Annotated in this window: 15 protein-coding genes; all 15 read right to left on the bottom strand. The window is 37.5% G+C overall.

All coding sequences use genetic code 11. The features are described from left to right. Positions 1-11: 11 nt before the first annotated feature. Entirely contained in the window at positions 12-158 is a 147-nt protein-coding gene (locus tag RGB74_RS05805) for a cytochrome c oxidase subunit 2A (RefSeq protein ID WP_310762051.1), read from the bottom strand. Between the two features lie 508 nt (positions 159-666). After that, positions 667-1,773: a cyclic dehypoxanthinyl futalosine synthase gene (gene mqnC, locus RGB74_RS05800; protein ID WP_310762050.1), complete on the bottom strand. Its 1,107-nt coding sequence runs from the start codon at positions 1,771-1,773 to the stop codon at positions 667-669. A gap of 129 nt (positions 1,774-1,902) precedes the next feature. Next, positions 1,903-2,847 carry a primosomal protein DnaI gene (gene dnaI / locus RGB74_RS05795; RefSeq protein ID WP_310762049.1) on the bottom strand — a complete coding sequence of 315 codons (945 nt, stop codon included), beginning with the start codon at positions 2,845-2,847 and terminating at the stop codon, positions 1,903-1,905. A 12-nt stretch (positions 2,848-2,859) separates the two neighbouring features. Further along, positions 2,860-4,263, bottom strand: a complete 1,404-nt coding sequence (locus tag RGB74_RS05790) for a replication initiation and membrane attachment family protein (protein ID WP_310762048.1) — start codon at positions 4,261-4,263, stop codon at positions 2,860-2,862. Positions 4,264-4,347: 84 nt separating this feature from the next. After that, positions 4,348-4,809 (bottom strand): transcriptional regulator NrdR, encoded by a 462-nt coding sequence (gene nrdR, locus RGB74_RS05785; RefSeq protein ID WP_310762047.1) that lies wholly within the window; start codon positions 4,807-4,809, stop codon positions 4,348-4,350. A gap of 72 nt (positions 4,810-4,881) precedes the next feature. After that, positions 4,882-5,277 (bottom strand): cytosolic protein, encoded by a 396-nt coding sequence (locus RGB74_RS05780; RefSeq protein ID WP_310762046.1) that lies wholly within the window; start codon positions 5,275-5,277, stop codon positions 4,882-4,884. Between the two features lie 342 nt (positions 5,278-5,619). Continuing rightward, a complete protein-coding gene (gene speD, locus RGB74_RS05775) occupies positions 5,620-6,003 on the bottom strand; it encodes an adenosylmethionine decarboxylase (protein ID WP_066396744.1) in 384 nt (127 codons plus the stop codon). A gap of 289 nt (positions 6,004-6,292) precedes the next feature. Next, positions 6,293-7,336 carry a glyceraldehyde-3-phosphate dehydrogenase gene (locus tag RGB74_RS05770; protein ID WP_310762045.1) on the bottom strand — a complete coding sequence of 348 codons (1,044 nt, stop codon included), beginning with the start codon at positions 7,334-7,336 and terminating at the stop codon, positions 6,293-6,295. A 148-nt stretch (positions 7,337-7,484) separates the two neighbouring features. Further along, positions 7,485-8,087, bottom strand: a complete 603-nt coding sequence (coaE, locus tag RGB74_RS05765; protein ID WP_310762044.1) for a dephospho-CoA kinase — start codon at positions 8,085-8,087, stop codon at positions 7,485-7,487. Positions 8,088-8,105: 18 nt separating this feature from the next. Then, a complete protein-coding gene (gene ytaF, locus RGB74_RS05760) occupies positions 8,106-8,738 on the bottom strand; it encodes a sporulation membrane protein YtaF (protein WP_310762043.1) in 633 nt (210 codons plus the stop codon). 59 nt (positions 8,739-8,797) lie between these two features. Continuing rightward, positions 8,798-9,619 (bottom strand): DNA-formamidopyrimidine glycosylase, encoded by an 822-nt coding sequence (mutM, locus tag RGB74_RS05755; RefSeq protein WP_310762042.1) that lies wholly within the window; start codon positions 9,617-9,619, stop codon positions 8,798-8,800. Positions 9,620-9,882: 263 nt separating this feature from the next. Continuing rightward, positions 9,883-12,525 carry a DNA polymerase I gene (polA, locus tag RGB74_RS05750; protein ID WP_310762041.1) on the bottom strand — a complete coding sequence of 881 codons (2,643 nt, stop codon included), beginning with the start codon at positions 12,523-12,525 and terminating at the stop codon, positions 9,883-9,885. Between the two features lie 682 nt (positions 12,526-13,207). Further along, positions 13,208-14,953 carry a two-component system histidine kinase PnpS gene (gene pnpS / locus RGB74_RS05745; protein ID WP_310762040.1) on the bottom strand — a complete coding sequence of 582 codons (1,746 nt, stop codon included), beginning with the start codon at positions 14,951-14,953 and terminating at the stop codon, positions 13,208-13,210. Further along, on the bottom strand, positions 14,953-15,705 hold the full coding sequence (locus RGB74_RS05740) for a winged helix-turn-helix domain-containing protein (protein WP_396136021.1): 753 nt from the start codon (positions 15,703-15,705) through the stop codon (positions 14,953-14,955). The genes pnpS and RGB74_RS05740 overlap by 1 nt, the downstream gene beginning before the upstream one ends. 303 nt (positions 15,706-16,008) lie before the next feature. Then, a complete protein-coding gene (locus tag RGB74_RS05735) occupies positions 16,009-16,485 on the bottom strand; it encodes a MaoC family dehydratase (RefSeq protein WP_310762038.1) in 477 nt (158 codons plus the stop codon). Between the last annotated feature and the right edge of the window lie 71 nt (positions 16,486-16,556).

Genomic DNA, 16,556 nt, shown 5'->3' with positions numbered 1-16,556 from the left:
TCCCTTGCCTCCTAACGTGATAGATACAGCAAATATACGGCTGCCCAAGATAAAACAATAAATAATCCAACTCCAAAAACAGCATACAAAGTTCCTAATAGTTCTTTTTCTTTTCTCACCGGTACTTCTGGCTTCTTGGACTGTTGCGGCATCGGCATTCCCAATCCCCCTTTACATTTCACACTTACAGAATAATCCCAATAAAAAAATACCGCAGTGACAAATGTCATACGGTATAAATAAAAAAGGCTGTTTTTGTATATCCTTTGTTACTGTTAGAAGTGGTTAATTTCCGTTCCAGGTTGCTCGCTTTCCGCGGGGCGTGCGGTGAGCCTCCCAGGAAGATGTATGAAAAATCATCTTCGAGTAAGCCTATGTGCTCCTGCGTATGCAAGCATAACAACATCGAAGTAACTTCCTCGTCGCATGCCTTGCGAGAAGAATATTCAAGTGGTAGGCACACTGATCCCGCAGGACAATGAAAGCAACGACCGCAATACATCGCACGAAGAAAATGTGATTTTCATTTTCGAGGAGTCTCGCCCCTTGCACTCCAATCAACCTGTCAATGAAGACAATTTACGAAAATGAATCAAAACACAATCTTTTAGATAAGAGCTACAAAAAAACACCTGCCGCACGTGTAGTGCAGTCAGGTGCTAAGATTTAATTTTGCATTACAAAGTCTTTTTCTGCTTGTTCTTCGTCATGGAAGACGCGAATTGTTTCATATTTCGTGTTTCGCTGAGCAGGGATTTTCCCCGCTTCACGAATTAAACGCAAAGTTAAGTTCGTGTTAACTTTATGTGTTGTACCTGCAGCTGATACAACATTCTCTTCCATCATCGTGCTCCCAAAATCATTACAACCATAATGAAGCGATTTTTTCCCTACTTCAGGACCCATAGTAACCCATGAGGATTGGAAGTTAGGAATGTTGTCTAAGAAAATACGTGAGATTGCGACATTTTTCAAATATTCTCTAGGAGTTGTTTTTTCAGCTTTCATGTTTGTATTGTCTGGTTGGAACGTCCATGAAATAAAGGCTAAGAAACAATCCGTTTCATCCTGTGCATCACGTACTCGCTTCAGATGCATCGCTCGTTCTTCAAACGTCTCACCAAATCCGATAACCATTGTAGCCGTTGAATGCAGACCTACCTTTTTAGCAGTTTTCATACATTCAATCCACTCAGTCCACGAACCTTTTAGACGGCTGATTTTCTTTCTTGTGCGGTCATCTAATATCTCAGCTCCGCCACCTGGCAATGAATCAAGACCAGCAGCCTTTAATTCACGCAGGACTTCTTCAAGAGATAATCCTGAAACCTCAACCATTTTCCAAATCTCAGCAGGCGAAAAAGAATGCATCGTAATAGAAAAACGCTTCTTAATCTCTTTCAGCAAATCCGTATAGTAACTAAATGGAAGGTTTGGATTTGTTCCGCCTTGCATTAATATTTCTGTTCCGCCAACATCGATCGTTTCTTGGATCTTTTGAAAAATAACATCATCATCTAATACATATCCTTCATCACTGTCTGGTGCTCTGTAGAAGGCACAAAATCTGCAATATGTATCGCAAAAGTTAGTATAGTTTACATTGCGACCGATAACAAAAGTAGTGATAGGTTCAGGATGCCACTTCTTCATAATCAGATCGGCTACTTCCCCCATGCGTTCTACTTCATCACTTTCATAAAGTTTTACGGCATCTTCTACCGATAAACGCTCTCCGTCTAATGCTTTTTGTAAAATAGATTCAATACTCATCGGTAACCTCCGAATCCTAATTCTTATAACTTATCCTATCATATTTTTCATTTATAGACAGCTTTCGAGGTCATGTATTAGAAAAAACGGGCAAAAAAACCTCCTGCCAAAAATTAGACAGGAGATCTATTAATAATCTTCTCTGAAATTTTTACTTCCGCCCATAAACACTGCATGACTTGAATGTTTAATTCTTTCCATAATTCGTAATGCCTTCACTTCATCCAGTCCGCCTTTTTGCGAGAAAGATAAATGCTGCTGCAGCATGTCATAATCACAATTGGATGTATAAAGCGTTGGAAGCCTCTCCATCATCCTATATTGGAGTATTACACCTAAAATTTCATCACGCACCCAATTTGTCATGTTTTCAGCACCGATATCATCCAGCATGAGAACAGGTACCGTTTTTAACAAATTCATTTTAGAATCAAAACTTCCATCTGATAGGGATTGCTTCATTTCTCTTAAAAACTCAGGCGTGTGAATCATAAGTGAGTGGATGCCTTTTTCTGCTAGACCATTCGCAATCGCACCCAGCAGATACGTTTTACCAACGCCGAACTTCCCATAAAAATAAATTCCTTTACTATGTTGCTCAGAAGCTGCTGTTTGAACAAATTCATATGCTTTCTGAATGGCGATACTTCGCGCTTCATCCATATTAGGATTATAAAGACGTTCAAACCTCGCATCGAGAATTTCTTTAGGAATGAAGTAACTCTTTATTAATGATGACATCGATTTTTTTTGATCATCTATGATTTTTAGTTCGCAGGGCTTGTACCGAAGTTCAACAGTCTGCCGCACTTTTGTCAGCTCAGAACGGTACCCTTTCATTAAATTAGGGCAGTTTTCCAGACCAGTGCAATTACTGCAAGCAAGTTGCTCATTTCGATACGTGTAAAAGCTCGATAAAAGCTTTTCTGCTTGAACATCAGAAATATCAGGGTTCTCTCTTAAAAAACGCATCACTTTTGGATCTGTAAAAACTTGCTGCTTCATAAGTTCATATTTTTCTTGAAACTTATTAAATCCCGGCATATTCTTAACAGACTCTTTTATTGATTCCATGATTATCCCCCTTTACTTCGATTTGTTCGATAAACTTTCAAGCCATTTGCGATTTTCTTCTTCATCATAATACAAAGTGTCAGTATCCGTGTGATTTTTAGAATTATTATTTTCAGATGATTCTTGTTTCAACCAATCAGGAAGTTGAACACTCGGCTTTTGCTGTTTCCCATTGTAATAGCCTGGCGTTTTACTTTTCTTTTCTTGCCAGTCTTTATACTTTCTTTTTTCTTCACGAGCAAGCGACATGGCTTCAGGCACAGTTTGCACTTTTTTTCTCGCCCAATGTGAAGAAATGCGCTCTATTAGTCCTTTTGCAAGTTTCATATCATTGCCTGATAAAACATAATCCAACAGAACGTTCGTTACGCCTGGTGTTAAATTTTGATCCAGCATGCAATAGGCAACTAGCTTTAAATCTACTTCTGCAGGTGTTGTACCACTGTAGTCTTCTAAAAGGCGGTATGGTGAAACTTCCTCAAAATATTTAATGAGCTCTTCTTCTTTTGTTTGCGGCTCCATTCCTTGTAATGCCTTTAGAGGAATCGGCTGTGTTCTAAGTGCTAATACCGGAAGTCCTTCCTCATGTTCAAAACGATACCACTTCTGGACCTCACGGCGGAGATTCTCAACACTAATCTCTCCTGTTGAATAATAAACGTTTTGAATCTGCCTGCTCATATCAATTGGCTCTAACTGATAAATATACGCCAGCTTATAAATTGCTTCTTTAAGCTGTGGAGTTATTACTTCTTTCGGAACAATAAAAGTAGAAATTTGGTTAACCATCGCTTCGAAATCAAACGTATTTTCTACTATATATACCTTCCCTTTTAATCCTTTATCAAAAAGTGAGCGATCACTTGTTTCTGCATTCTCAGTAATTTCGGAAAAATGTTTTGATGCCATCTCAGAAGGATGAAGTGAAGTAAACACCTCATTGAATGATGCCGTGACATCTGTAAAACTGGATGAATCTGTAAACTGAACCTGGAATGAATCCCGTACTTCAATAAATCTGCTCTGGCCTAGACGGTTATATAAATAGATACTTAAAAATCCATCTGTAAAAAAGTCTTTAGGCGATAGCGGCATCTGCAATTCATATAAATATTCCCTGGCTTGCTCATTGTCTTGTTTGAATGTTTTTAATAAACCAATCGCTTCCAGTTTTTTTCTTCCAGATAAAATATCTTTTAATGAAAATTGAGTAAGGTTCATTAAGTGCTGATGTTTCTTCTTTTGTTGATTAATAGTTGCTTCACACCATAAAGTCATATACAGACTGTAAGCAAAAGCACCTACTAGTGGCTGATATAACAAAGTCAGTACCTTTTGATCGATTTCATGCAAAAAGCCCTTACTTTGGACGGAATACGCATCTACGGGCACCACTTCTTGAAAATGTACCGTCATCGTTTTCACCCTTTATTTATAATAAATTGTTTATCTTTTGTTTAATTGGAACAAAAAGAGCGCTACAGACGTACACTAGACGCTTTAACGCTCATCTTTTTTGATCAGTTCTTTTAATTCCTGAATAAAAACGTTAATATCTTTGAATTGACGGTAAACAGACGCGAATCGGACATAAGCCACCTCATCTGTCTTTGAGAGATGCTCCATAACTTGTTCACCGACAGCCGTGCTTGAGATTTCGGAAGTTCCGCTGTTTCTCAATTCTTTTTCTATATTATCTACTATGTTTTCAAGGGTTTCTAATGGGACAGGTCTTTTTTCACAAGCTTTAATAAGTCCTCTTAGAATTTTTTCACGGCTGAATTCTTCTCGTTCACCGTGTTTTTTAACAATGATAAGCGGTGTTTGTTCTACCGTTTCAAAAGTTGTAAATCGATAATTGCATAATTCGCATTCACGTCTGCGACGAATAGACCGTCCACTATGCACCGGTCTAGAATCAAGCACTTTTGTTCCATTGTGCTGGCAAGAAGGACACCTCATTGTAATCATCCCCAAAAAATTTTCTATACTAGTTCTATCTTAAAGAAAAGAAAAGAGTGTGACAAGCTATTCCTATAATTTTTCCGCCATAGATGTCCCCGCAAATGGAAGCTGATTTTTCAATTCATTATAAATTTTAATAATAAGACGTTTATTTTTTCCAAAATTAAAAGGAAATGACGTTTCAGTTGAAGCTGTTATATCTACTGCAGTTCTATTTGCTCGCACAGTTATCACACTAATGACAACAAAAGCATTTTTTGGTTCCATCGCTTCGAACGTTACTTCTCCTCGATCTTCGGAATATCCAAGTTCTCGAAAATTGCTATCATTTTCTAATATCTTTTTTATCTCGCGAAGCACTGCAGTCTTATTAGTTTTAAAATAATGGGTTCTTAAGGATTCATCAACATGCGTTTCACTCGTTTCCGCATGACTGTCCATTAGATTTTGAAGTTTTTTAAACATACACGACCTCCAAAACATGATCATTTATATTGTATTATTCCGTATTCGTATATAAATAAAAGTTGTAATCATACAAGGAGTGGTTGATCTCCGTTACAGGATGCTCACTTTCCGGGGGGCGTGCGGTGAGCCACCTTGGCGCTTTGCACCTGATGTGTCTCACCTGCCACGCTTATCCCCCAGGAGTCTCGCACCTTTCACTCCAATAAACTTGTCAATGAAGTCTCTTTGAAAAAATGATTCAAAAGCACAATCTTTTAAGAAAAAAGCTTTTAAAAAAAAGCGCAAAAAATAAAAAAGAGGTGTGATTAACCCCACACCTCATTTACATTCTGTTTTTAATTATTGAGCTGTAACTTTTGATTTGGCTACGGAAATTGGACCCATTCCACGAGGAACTTCCAAATTCTCACGTTTTTTAGCGCCTAATGCTTCTGAAATATAATCAGCAGCTACGTTAGGATCGATTCGATCTCCACACGTATAAACATCAATACTTGCATAACCATGCTCAGGAAAGCTGTGAATTGTTAGATGAGATTCAGAAATAATAACAACACCACTAACTCCATGTGGAGCAAATTTATGAAAAGCAACCTCACGAATCTCTGCTCCTGCTTTCAATGCAGCATCGACGAAAGTCTCTTCAATAAATTTCATGTCGTTTAATTTTTCAGAATCACAACCCCATAATTCAGCAATTACGTGTCTTCCCATTGTATCCATTAGCATAGTCCCCCTTTAAAAATAATCATGCCTTCAAGCATGCGGTATCGAACATCTACCACGGGGGCAAGTTAGTCCAAAGAGGTCCTAACCCTTTAAGTAGCATTCAATGCCTTTAATTGCTTTAATTGAAGTTCACGAAAAATAGTATACTTCTTTTAAATTTGATTTGCAATAACTATGGGCAAAATTTTTTATTCGATTTTTTAGACTTGATAAAAAAGAACTGCAAATAAGAAAAAGCCGGTAATTATACCCGGCTAATGTCTTATATCAATATAATTTGTATTTAGGAAACAGAGACGTTCTTCTCAATTGAAACTGGGTTGCTAATCGCAATAGCCACGTGTTTTGCGAGATCAACAACTCGGCAAGAATAACCCCATTCATTATCATACCAAGCCAGCACTTTTACTTTATTTCCATCCATCACCATTGTAGACAGTCCATCAACAATAGATGAATTTTCATTTCCGTTATAATCAATAGATACTAATGGAAGGTCACTGAAGCCTAGAACGCCTTTCATAGAACCTTCCGATGCAGATTGCAGAGCATGGTTTACTTGATCTCTTGAAACTGGTGTTTTTAATTCAACAACAACATCTACTAAAGACACGTTAGGTGTAGGAACTCTAAGTGCCATACCATTTAACTTCCCTTCAAGATGAGGCAGCACTTTAGCGATGGCCTTCGCTGCACCTGTTGAAGTAGGAATAATGGATTGCCCGCATGCACGTGCACGGCGAAGATCTTTATGCGGATTGTCAATGTTCTTTTGATCGTTTGTATATGCATGAACAGTTGTCATCATACCAGATTGGACACCAAACTGATCATCCAAAACTTTTATCACTGGAGCTAAGCAGTTTGTCGTACATGAAGCATTTGAAATAATATGGTGTTCAGACGGAATGTAATCGCTGTCATTTACACCCATAACAATTGTAATATCTTCATTTTTACCTGGAGCTGTAATAATAACCTTTTTTGCTCCTGCTTGAATGTGTAATCCTGCCGTTTCCTGTGAAACAAATTTACCGGTTGCTTCGATAACAATATCAATTCCGAACTGAGCCCAAGGCAGCTCGCGCGGATCACGGGAATTGACTAAAATGACTTTTTTTCCATTTATAAAAAGGGCATCATCTGCAGCTACTACGTCGCCTGGAAAAGTGCCATGTATAGAATCATATTTAATCATGTGAGCAAGAGTTTCAGATGGGTAGCTTGCATTAACAGCTACAACCTCAAATTCATCACTTTCCATCATTTTGCGGAAGACCATTCTTCCGATTCTCCCCAAGCCATTAATTGCAATTTTTGCTTTCATGTAGCCGCTCCTCCTAATGTGTTATACTTTATCTCGTCTCTTTCTGTAAATAGTATATCATAATACATTGTTAAAAGAACATACTTTTATTAAAAATAGGCTAAAAAGAGGCTTGTCTTAAATTTAATATCAAAAAAAACAGATTCTGCTATACAGAACCTGTTTTCTTAAATGCTTTTATAAGATGTGTCAGCTTTTCTTCTAATTCTAATAGCGTACCATTATTCGGAATTACAACATCAGCTAATCCTTTTTTATCTTCAATTGGCATTTGTGAATGTATTCTTGATAATGCTTGTTCTTCGGTATATCCATTCCGCTCCATTAGCCTTTTTAGCTGGGTTTCTGGAGCCGCATAAATCAACCATGTTTCATCAACCATATGAGTGAGCTTACTCTCAAATAAAAGAGGAATATCCATGATCACTATTTTATTACCTGCATTTTGATGATTTTTCGCTTGCTTCTTCATTTCTTGACGAACAGCTGGATGTACGATTTCATTTAATCTCGCTCTTTTTTCATCATCGTTAAAAATGATTTCTCCTAATTTCGCGCGGTTTAATGTTCTATCCTCTAGTAATATTTCTTTCCCGAAAAAAGCCACTATTTGTTCATAAGCCTCTTTACCAGGCATAACCACTTCTTTTGCAATTAGATCAGCATCAATGATTGGTATTCCTTGTTCGCTTAAAATGTGGCTTGCTGTACTTTTTCCAGTGGCTATACCGCCTGTTAATCCGATAATCAACGAATGTTTTCCCTCCTGTTAGATCTTTAATAAACCCATCACGATTAATAAAAGTCCCGGTAAAATGGATATCCGTTTTACCCAGGATCCTTTATGGTAGAAAAACAGCCCTAATGCCATTCCGCCCCATAAGAACAAAGCACTCATTACCGCGATTGTTATTGCAGTTAAGGATGGCGACAAATCAATAAGCGCTGCTCCAATTCCAGCTCCGAAAGCATCGAGCGATAGAGCTATGCCAAGTAGAACTGCTTCCCAGCCCGTAATCGAACCTGATTTATCAATATCTGCAATAACCGGTTTCTTTAAGATGTGAATAACAATCCCTAATGATTTTATTTCCAATTTAACAAGATCTTTCGGCTCATTTTCAACGTTTTCTTTTTCAGGCAAGAGAACCTGACATAGTGAGTAAATTCCTATACCTAAAAGAATAATACCCCCCAGCACTTCCCCAGTCTTTTGCGATACAAAATGTTCCAATACTGATCCGAGCAGCATTGAGAACAAAAAAGTGATTGCTGAACAAATCCCAATGATAGAGATCGAGCGAAAAGGAATTTTAATGGATTTTAATCCATACGTTAATCCGGCTCCAAAACTGTCCAGGCTGACGGCTAGTGCCAGTAATACAAAAGAATAAGCCACCATGTCCCTGTACTCCTTTCAGTTAACGGTAAAGTAGTATATGAAAGGAGTATAAATTTGGTTTATCTTTGACAGTGATTACATATATGTGTTCCTCGTCCAGCTACAACTATTCGCTCTACCTCATGACCGCAAATCCTGCAAGCTTCATGCTTTCTGCCGTATACAAATAATTTCAGCTGAAAACCGCCAGATTCCCCCATCGAGTTCGTATACGACCGAATTGTACTGCCGCCATGCTTTACTGCTTCTGATAAAATATCAGTGATCGCCATTTTTAATTTTTTCAAACGTTGAAGAGAGAGTTCATTTGCTGGCGTTTCAGGATGAATTCCCGCTTGAAAAAGGACTTCATCCACGTATATATTCCCTAAACCAGCAATTAACGTTTGATCTAAAAGGACTGCTTTAATACTTCGTTTCGTTTTTGAAAATAACCGTTTCATAAGAGCAGACGTTAAAGTATCGGACAAAGGTTCTACTCCCAATGATTTTAAAGGAAGGTGATTTTCTTCAGTACCTTTTGGATAAACATGCATCGTACCGAACTTACGTACATCGCGGTACCGGAGTTCTGTCCCGTCTGTAAAACGGAAAATGACATGTGTATGTTTATCAGCTGATTCATCTGAATTAAATAAGCCGTACTTTCCTTCCATTCTTAAATGGGAAACTAAAGAATCTTCATCGAGGTGGAAGATTAAAAATTTACCTTTTCGATAAACATGTTGAAACGCTTGTCCTTGTAGTCTTAAAATGAACGCTTCGGGCTCAGGATGTTTAATTATATTTTCCCAGTTAACTTTAACCTCTTCAATCACTTTTCCCGGAAGAAATTGATTTAACGTATTTTTGACATTTTCTACTTCAGGTAATTCAGGCACATGATCACCACCTTTCGATAATCTGTTTTAGTAAACCGTGTTGTTATTATCCCAAAGAGAGGAATGTTGATTTCCGCTACAGGATGCTCGCTTTCCGCGGGGTGTGCGGTTAGCCTCCTTGGCGTCTCGCTCCTTGCACTCCAATCAACTTATAATGAAGGCACTTTACCAAAACGACCCAAAAGCAACATTCTTTTAGTAAAAAGACTTTAGAAAAGTTTAGATAAAACAGCACCACCGCATAACGGTGATGCTGTTTTCATTTATTTTGCTTCAAACCAAGAGTCTCCCCAGCTTACATCAACTTTTAATGGGACATCTAGCTCCACTGTGTTTTCCATAACATCACAAACTATTTTTTCAAGCTTTTCGATTTCATGTTCCGGCACTTCAAAAATAAGTTCATCATGTACGGATAATAGCATTTTTGCTTCAAATCCTTCTTCTGTTAACCGCTGATCCATATCCACCATTGCTTTTTTTATTATATCAGCAGCTGTTCCCTGAATCGGAGTATTCATTGCGGTTCTTTCAGCAAAACTTCGAAGATTAAAATTTCTGCTGTTGATTTCCGGCAAATATCTTCTTCTGTGCAGTAATGTAGAAACATATCCCTTATGCTTCGCTTCAGCTACACTATCACTCATATAGTTTTGAACGCCAGGAAAACTATCTAAATACGTCTTAATAAATTCTCCGGCCTCTTTCCTAGTAATACCAAGACTTTGAGAAAGACCATAATCACTAATCCCATATACAATTCCGAAATTTACTGCTTTTGCATGTCTTCTCATCTCTGAAGTTACTTCATTTTCGTTAACATGGAAAACATCCATAGCGGTTTTTGTGTGAACATCCATTTCCTTTTGGAAAGCTTCAATCAAGTTTTCGTCTTGCGAAATGTGAGCAAGTACTCTCAGTTCGATTTGCGAATAATCCGCCGCAAGTATTTTCCAATCAGGAATAGAAGCTACAAAAGCATGTCTGATTTTTCTGCCTGCCTCAAGCCGAATCGGAATGTTCTGCAAATTAGGATCAATTGAACTAAGACGCCCTGTTTGAGCAAGCACTTGATTAAAACGAGTATGAATTTTCCCAGTATCTTCGTGAACAACTTTTAACAACCCTTCAATATAGGTCGATCTTAACTTTCCAAGCTGGCGATAAATTAAAATTTTATTGATAATTTCATGCTTACCTTCTAATTTTTCTAACACATCAACAGAAGTTGAATAGCCAGTTTTTGTTTTTTTGATAGCTGGTAAATTTAATTTTTCAAATAAAATTTCACCGAGTTGCTTTGGCGAATTAATATTAAAGGTTACACCTGCAAGTTCATGAATATCTTTTTCAAGAACCGTAAGCTGTCCTTCTAGTTCAGCACCCATCTTCTTTAAAGTTTCAGCTTTTACTCGAACACCGGTTTCCTCCATTTTTGATAACACAATGGAAAGCGGGAGTTCTAACTGATAAAAAAGATGACTTTGCTCATTCTCCTCCAGCTTTTCAGAAAGAATGGTTTTCATTAAATAAATAGCGTTTGCCTTCCTGCTCAAATGTTCAGCTAAAATGTCTTTTTCAGGTATTTTCTTTTTAGCACCTTTACCATATACACTTTCATCTGCATCTACATTTTGCTGTCCAAATTGCTTTGCAACAGATGCTACATCGTCAGTAGCCTCAGCAGGATTAAGCAAGTAAGAAGCAAGCTGAATATCAAAATCAATTCCTTTTAACGCAATTCCTTTACCATGAAGAGCAACGTGTGCTCTTTTTGCGTCAAATAAGTATTTCTTTTGGTCATCGTTTTCAAGCCATTCTTTAAAAACATCTGATTGATCAGCATCTTCGGCAGAAATAAAATATGTGCCGCTTTCGTTGCTTAACCCTATACCATGAATGGGTGCACCATGATAATCCTCAGCAAGTGTTTCAACTACAAGTGCAGAAGGACTTATAAGCATATCTGATTCTATAGTTGTCACGGTTTGAAATTTAAGCTCTTCTTTCTCTGTTTCTGGAAGAATCTCTTCTTCTCCACCCAAACGTTCGAGCAGCGATTGAAAACCAAGTTCTTTAAAAAGCGGGAAAACAGAAGACGTACTGTAGCCTTCATAAGTTGTATCATGAATTCCTAATTCTATAGGCGCTTCAGTCGTAATGGTAGCGAGCTCTTTACTCATTAAAGCCTGTTCTTTGTTTTCAGTTAGACGTTCTTTTAACTTGGCTCCTGAAATTTCATCTATGGAATCCAGCACTTTTTCGACCGACCCATATTCTTTAATTAATTTAATCGCTGTCTTTTCACCTACACCTGGTACACCTGGGATGTTATCAGAAGGGTCTCCCATCAGTCCCTTCATATCGATGATTTGCAAAGGGGTAATCCCGTAACGTTCATTTACTTGATCAACTGTATATGCTTCAACTTCAGTTATACCTTTTCTAGTAAGAACAACTTGAATATCTGTTGTTACGAGCTGAAGTAAATCCTTATCACCCGTAAAAATCTTAACATCCCACTCTCCTTCAACAGCTTGTGAAGCAAGCGTACCGATAATATCATCAGCTTCATAATTTTCCAGCTCATACCGTTTAATTTGGAATGCATCTAAAAGCTGTCTGATGAACGGAAATTGCTCTGACAGTTCTGGAGGTGTTTTTTGACGGCCGCCTTTGTATTCTCCAAACGTTTTGTGGCGGAACGTTGTTTTACCTGCATCAAATGCTACAAGTATATGAGTTGGTTTTTCGTCTTCTAATATTTTCAACAGCATTTGTGTAAAACCATATACAGCATTTGTATAAATGCCTTTATCATTATTTAACAGTGGCAATGCAAAAAAAGCTCGATATGCAATACTGTTTCCATCGATTAATACTAATTTTTTCGTTTTATCTCCCAAGCCCGTTACCTCCCAAGGGTATTCTCTGTTTCTATTGTATCATGACCACTTGTAGATACAAAAAAGAAGGCTGTTTCGTATTCATTGTTGCTATTGAATGGGGTTAATTACCGCTCTTTGGACTCGCTTTCCGCAGGGGTGCGGTGAGCCCATTCGTCGACTTGCGACATTGATTGGTCTCACCTGTCCCACTCATCATGCAGGACAAGGAAGGCTGCGGCAGCGTTACATCGCACGAAGAAAATTGTAGTTCATTTTCGAGGAGTCTCGCCCTTCCGCTCTAATTAACTATTCAATGAAGAACTTCTCAAAGATCTCTGTATCAACAATCCTTTAGAAAAAAACCAAAAAGAAAGAGATTTTTCGCTTATCAATCCAATCATTTGTTGATTTAGAAACGAGCAATACTCGCACGAAGACTGCGAGTTGCGACGAGTAACCGCAGGAGCAGCAAGAAGGTCGAGGAAGTGAAATTTTCGAGGAGCGGAATTTAGTACATCTAAATGAGCACTGAGAAAAAGAAACTGACAACGAGATTCGCAGCTTATCAATCAACAATTAAATAAAAAAGGCGAGAGTCATAGTAATGACTCTCGCGTAAGGGGGTACTGAAAAAGGATAATTTAATCATAGATCAATACTGTTAATGAATGAAAACATGGGTGTAAAGGATTTGTAAAGCTTACGTTCCTTTTATTTCTTTAGGAAACAATATAGTGAAAACAGAGCCTTCGCCAACTTTGCTTTTTACATTAATAGAGCCATGGTGGGCTTCTACAAGATGCTTTACAATCGCTAGTCCAAGGCCTGTTCCTCCAGAATTCCTGCTCCTTGCTTTGTCTACCCGATAAAACCGTTCAAAAATCCTTGGTATCTCACTCTCTTTTATCCCGATTCCAGTATCTATTATAGAAAATTTAATTTGGGTTCCTAGTTCTTCTAATTTAACTTTGACTGTCCCATCAATCGGCGTGTACGTAAGACTGTTTGAGACGAGGTTAATAATAATTTGTTTGAGACGAAGAGGATCTCCGTCCATCATCGTATCTCCAAAAGCATCGACAGAAAGATTAATGTTTTTCTTTTCAGCTTTATGCTGCAAGATTTCTATTGTTTCGTTCACTAACTGGTTCAATTTCACTTTTTGAATGTCTAAATTAAAACCTTGTTCGCTTTTTGAAAGATCGAGCAAATCCTGAATTAACGCCTGCAATCGGTCGCTTTCATTTAAAATAATGGTGAGAAATTTATTTCGAAATTCTTCATTTTCACCAGCACCATCTAGTAATGTTTCGGCAAAACCTTTTAAAGAGGTGACAGGAGTCTTTAATTCATGAGAGACGTTTGCAACAAAATCTTTGCGAACTTGCTCCAGCTTCTTCAATTCAGTTATATCATGAAATACTAATACAATCCCCCGCAGCTTTCCTTTTACATCTAGTACTGGGGCACTGTAGACATCAAAATGCTTCCGTTCAATATGAATCGACAGTACAACATTCTTCCTTACATTCTTTTCTGTTAAATATGTTTCTTGAACAATCTCTTTAATTTGCGCATGTGGAAACACTTCATAAAATAAATGTCCTGTCCAAAAATCAGTGTGTTCTTCAAAAATTTCTTTAAAGGCTTTATTAACAAGATTGATGTAGCCATTCGAATCAATCAATATCAAACCACTGCCCATGTTTTCAATCAAGGTTGTTAAACGGTCATGCTGTGATTCCTGAGACTTCGTTATTTTTTCGAGGTTTCTTGCTAATACGTTAAGAGAATAATTAAGTTCACCTATATCTTCTCCTGAGTATTCAAACGTTCTCGCCTTGTAGTTGCCTCTTGTTAATTCTTTGGCAGTTTTTGTTGCTTCTTCAACAGGTTTAACAATTTTACGTATGACCCGGATTGAAACATATAAAATGATAACGAAACAAATAAAGAAGCCAATGGACATCATGACCCAAATGGATCTTTCCTGAGATTCTGCTAACCCTTCAGGAACAACGAGCTGAATATATCCAGATTTATTGCCTGTACTTCTTTTAAACGCATAATAGGTTTTTCCGTTTTCATTTATAAAATAGGGTTCTTCACGTGAAACAAGATCCGGCTTATTATCGGTAAAGTACGATAACATATTCTTCGTTTTTTGATTATCAGATGAAAATTTGACTTTCCAGTTTGCATCAAGAATGTAAATTTCTCCGTTTAAATCTTTAGATGCATATTGTAAAAGCTTATTTATATGTGAAACATCTGGTTCGTTCTGTAATATTTGTTCAATCAACCTTATTTCTTTTACATAAAACTCTAACCTTTTATCCTTAACAGAGTGATGAACAATATTCCCCATAATAAGTGCTAGAAGAACAAATACGAGTAAAATCCCGAGCAGAAAAAATGTAAGTACCCGGTTTTTAAATTCCGTCATTAGAGTTGAGGCTCCTCTAATTTGTAACCTAATCCTCTGATCGTTTTAATATAGATTGGTTTTCTAGTATTTATTTCAATTTTGTCGCGCAAATGGCTTATATGGACATCAACGATTCTTGTATCTCCAACAAAATCGTAGTTCCATACTGCAGATAGCAGCTGCTCTCTTGAGAGAACACGACCTTTGTTCCTTGCCAGATAAACAAGTAATTCAAATTCTTTTGGTGTTAACTCCAGTGCTTTTTCCTTAAAATAAGCTTCGTAATTTTCAGGATAAATGTCTACTTCACCTATTTTTAGATGCTCAGATTTATTCTTATTTTCCTCTATTTCATTGCTGGTTAACGTTCTGCGGAGAATGGCTTTGACTCTGGCAACTACCTCTCTTGGACTGAACGGCTTCGTCATATAATCATCGGCCCCTAATTCCAACCCAAGCACTTTATCAAACTCATCATCTTTAGCCGTAAGCATGAGAATAGGGATATTTAATTTTCGTAAGCGGAGTTCTTTGCAAACTTCCAGCCCGTCCATCTCAGGAAGCATCAAATCTAGAATGATAAGGTCCGGAATTTCTTTTTCAGCTTTTTCTAATCCACTTTTGCCATCCATTGCCGTTACTACCTGAAAGCCAGCTTGCTCCAGGTTAAATTGCAATAATGTTGATATTGAGAGTTCGTCTTCTACAACGAGTAACTTTTGGCTCAATGCTATTCCCACCTTTAATAACGACTTGTACAAAATTATCATACTATTTTTTTATTAGTGTGTACAAAAAACGAGAATATTTCATACTTGCTTAACAATACTTTTACATAGCCTTAACAAATCCCTCTTTTTTACTGGCTGTATTCGCAATCTTTGTTGCTCTTGGAAATTGGAAGTGTTGATTTCCGTTTCAGGATGCTCGCTCTCCGCGAGGGGCAACTTTGCCAATGAAGCTCTTAACGAATATAGCTAAAATACAACAATCTTTGAGCATATTAAAAAGTCTTAAGAATATAAAAAAACCTTTAAAGCACATATCTTTGCTTTAAAGGCAAATTGATCTTTTTAAAAATTCTCCATTGTTTGAGAAGTAATTGGTTTTGGCGGATAAGGCGGACAAACTTCTAATTGTGCGGAAAGGACAGTTACTCCATCTTCATTGACAGCGTTTGCCTTAATATCGACTACATGTTTTTCGCGATCTACCTTCGTCACTTCAAAATAAAAAGTTAATTTTGAATAATGATAGACAGGCTTTATGAATTGGAATTGCGATTGAGTAATCGAACTTCCCGGACCCGGCAAATACTTCGATACAGCAGATGTAATCATTCCCATCAGCATTATTTGAGGAACGACCGGTTTTTTAAACGGAGTCAACGTTGCATAATCATGTTGTATATAAAGAGGATTGTTGTCGTTTGTGAGCCCTAAATATAACAACAGATCTTTATCTTCTACCGTTTCTTGCATCTCCAATTTTTCTCCAGCTTGGATCTCAGTAATCTTTCTTCCGAGCTTCCTCTTTTTACCAATCAGCATTTTAATCCTCCCTCTTTATGATAACGCTTACATTTTAAATAGGAGAAAAGATTCGGAGATCTATCCCCGAA

Origin of the sequence: Bacillus sp. NEB1478 (assembly GCF_031582965.1) — a bacterium.
Lineage (GTDB): Bacteria > Bacillota > Bacilli > Bacillales > Fictibacillaceae > Fictibacillus.
This window is presented reverse-complemented; position numbering and strand designations above follow the sequence as displayed.